The organism is Protofrankia sp. CiP1_Cm_nod2 (assembly GCF_920664355.1).
GTDB lineage: Bacteria > Actinomycetota > Actinomycetes > Frankiales > Frankiaceae > Protofrankia.
Map to the genome: position 1 here is coordinate 2,291 of NZ_CAKKTL010000100.1, position 2,873 is coordinate 5,163.

Consider the following 2,873-nt stretch of genomic DNA (forward strand, 5'->3'; position numbering starts at 1 on the left):
AGGCTCCCGGGCGGCCGGCGTCCAGGGCGCAGGGAGAGTGATCGTGATATTTCGGGCCGGTTAGCCTTCGTCCATGGCAGGAACCGAAGCGGGCACGGTCGTGGTCAGCCTTCCGGACAGGCGCTGGATCGACCTGGTCGGCCCGGTCCCGGCCGTGCGGGCCGTGGTGTGGGACGCCGGCTCCGACCCGCGGCGGGCGGGCGTGCTGGACGCCGAGTTCCTCGTCCCCCCGTACATGAAGCAGGCGGACTGGTCCCTGGTCAACGGCCTGCCCCGGCTCCGGGTCGTGCAGACGCTTACCGCGGGTTACGAGGATGCCATCGCCAACGTGTCCCCGAGGGTCACGTTGTGTAATGCGGCGGGGGTGCACGACGCTTCCACGTCCGAACTGGCCGTGGGGCTCGCCCTGGCGCAGCTGCGGGGGATCCCGGCCGCGGTCCACGCGGCCGGGGCCGAACGGGGGCGCTGGCAGCCGCGCACCCTGCGCTCACTGGCGGACCGGAGGGTGCTCGTGGTGGGCGCCGGCGGCCTCGGGACGGCCATCGCCGCCCGGCTCGAGCCGTTCGAGGTGTCGCTGACCCGCGTCGCGAGCCGGGCCCGGGACGACGGGCGCGGCCATGTCCACGCGGCCGCCGAGCTGCCGGCCCTGCTCCCGGAGCAGGACGTGGTCGTTCTGGCCTGCCTGCTCAACGAGAGCACCCGCGGCCTTGCCGACGCCCGGTTCCTCGCCGCGATGCCGGACGGCGCGCTGCTGGTCAACGTCGCCCGGGGAGCGGTCGTCGACACCGACGCCCTGCTGCGCGAACTGTGCGACAGGCGGTTGCTGGCGGCCCTCGACGTCGTCGAGCCGGAGCCGCTGCCCGATGATCACCCGTTGTGGTCCGCGCCCGGTGTGCTGCTGACCCCGCATCTCGGCGGCAACACCAGCGCGTTCAAGCCCCGCGCCGCCGCGTTTCTCCGGGACCAGATCGCCCGGTTCGCCGCCGGCGACACGCTCCAGGCGATCGTCGCCGGCCCGCCGGCCCCGGGGTCACCCTCCGAGATCGCCATCCCAGCGCCATAACCAGACACAATGATCGATATTTCAGTACCAGGCAGGCATTCGACCAGCCGCCAGGGGGTGCAGGGGGGGACGGAATCCCCCTGACATGGGGGTCCCAGGGGGTTCCCCCTGGGCCGGCATGACGCGGGAGCCTGGAAAGGTGGCCGAAGGCCACCGAACAGGATCCAACCGAGGGTGAGTGACGGGACTTGAACCCGCGACACCCGGGACCACAACCCGGTGCTCTACCAGCTGAGCTACACCCACCACGTGCTGAAGAACCACACATCAAAACCGAACCGCTGGCCGTCAGCGGTTGCGCACCCGCTGGGGCGTACACCCATGACTGGCCGGCCAACTGTTCAGGCCCGGCCCATAGTACCGGTCGATTGTCCTTCTGGCGAAACGCTTTGCGGTGCCACCGGCGGGCCGGGCTCGTGCCCGGACGGTGACCACTTCCCGATGGCGGCCGCGCTCGGCGGACGGTGACCTTGCCCCGGTGGATGGTGACCGTGCCCGGACGGCCGCCCCGGCCGTTCAGACGGCCGCCGGTGGGGTCCGCGCGGCATCCGCCGGGGCGCGGCTCGTGGGAGTGGTCGCTGCGGGAGCGGTCGCTGCGGGAGCGGTCTCCGCCGAGGCGGCGCCCGTCGGTGCGGATGGCAGGCTGCCCGCGTCGTCGCCCGCGCCGGTCTCCCGGCCTGCCGTTTGGGTGATCTCCTGGGCCGCCGCCCGGGCGAACTCGCTGGTGGGTCCCGGCTGCGGCACGAAGATCACTTGTCGGTAGTAGCGCAGCTCGTCGATGCTCTCCTGGATGTCGGCCAGGGCGCGGTGCCCACCGCGCTTGGCCGGTGCCGCGTAGTAGGCCCGCGGGTACCAGCGCCGGGCGAGTTCCTTCACGGTCGACACGTCGACCATCCGGTAGTGCAGGTAGCTGTCGAGCGCCGGCATGTACCGGGCGAGGAAGTTGCGATCGGTAGCGATCGAGTTGCCGCACAGCGGGGCCTTGCCCGCGTCCGGGACCTGATCGCGGATGTAGTCGAGCACCTGCCGTTCGGCGTCGGCAACGGTCAGCGTCGATGCCCGTACGGCTTCGGTCAGTCCCGAGGCGGCGTGCATCTGCTGGACGACGGCATCCATCCCGGCCAGCGCGCTCTCCGGCGCGGACACGACCACGTCCACGCCGTCGCCAAGAACATGCAGTTCGCTGTCGGTGACCAGGCAGGCGACCTCCAGCAGGAGATCCGAGGCGGCGTCGAGCCCGGTCATCTCACAGTCGATCCAGACGAGGCGATCCATATCTGGTTGACCATAGGGTCTCCGGGCCGGAACGTCACGCGCGGGCCCGCCCGTCGCCGGTCGCCGGTCGCGGGCCGCCACATCGTGATCACAGGCAGCCTGATCGCAGGCAGCCTGATCACAGCCAGGCCGGGGACGAGGCGCCGAGCGGGAGCGGCGGATGGGACCAGGTGCGCGGGCCGCCGGCCACCCGTAGGGGCGGAAGCACGTAGGTCAGCCGCCCGCCGTGGCTGTCAACCGTGTCCAGCCACGGCGCCACGTCGACCGCCGGGGCGTTCCCGGAGGCGCTCGCCACGGCCGCGCCACCGGCCGTGGCACCGCCGGTGACGGCTCCACCGGTTTCACCGGTCTTCCCATCAGCCCTCGCGCGCTGGGCGAGCAGCCAGGTGGCGGTCTGGGCGAGTGACAGCTGAGCATGCCAGGAACCGGGCTCCCGGTGGCGCAGTGTGAGAGCGCGCAGGACGGCCGCCGCCGTCAGGTAGCCGGTGGCGTGGTCGAGCGCCTGGGCGGGCAGCACCCCTGGCCGGCCTTCTGA

General features: G+C 72.2%; 2 protein-coding genes, 1 tRNA gene and 1 pseudogene. 1 reads left to right on the forward strand and 3 read right to left on the reverse strand.

Translation table 11 applies throughout. From position 1 onward, the window contains the following. Positions 1–73 precede the first annotated feature (73 nt). On the forward strand, positions 74–1,063 hold the full coding sequence (locus NBW84_RS12885) for a 2-hydroxyacid dehydrogenase (RefSeq protein ID WP_250284871.1): 990 nt from the start codon (positions 74–76) through the stop codon (positions 1,061–1,063). A gap of 173 nt (positions 1,064–1,236) precedes the next feature. Here the strand turns inward: NBW84_RS12885 and NBW84_RS12890 are convergent. From NBW84_RS12890 to NBW84_RS12900, 3 genes and pseudogenes are all read right to left on the reverse strand, one after another. Then, a tRNA-His gene (locus NBW84_RS12890) sits at positions 1,237–1,309 on the reverse strand. Positions 1,310–1,579: 270 nt separating this feature from the next. After that, entirely contained in the window at positions 1,580–2,338 is a 759-nt protein-coding gene (gene orn / locus NBW84_RS12895) for an oligoribonuclease (protein WP_250284873.1), read from the reverse strand. Positions 2,339–2,456: 118 nt separating this feature from the next. Then, a pseudogene (locus NBW84_RS12900) lies at positions 2,457–2,873 on the reverse strand (CoA transferase); the annotation flags it as partial.

Bases quoted from the DNA above. Each gene is read 5' to 3' on its own strand.
- NBW84_RS12885 (WP_250284871.1), top strand. From the start codon at position 74: ATGGCAGGAACCGAAGCGGGCACGGTCGTGGTCAGCCTTCCGGACAGG.
- orn (WP_250284873.1), bottom strand. From the start codon at position 2,338: ATGGATCGCCTCGTCTGGATCGACTGTGAGATGACCGGGCTCGACGCC.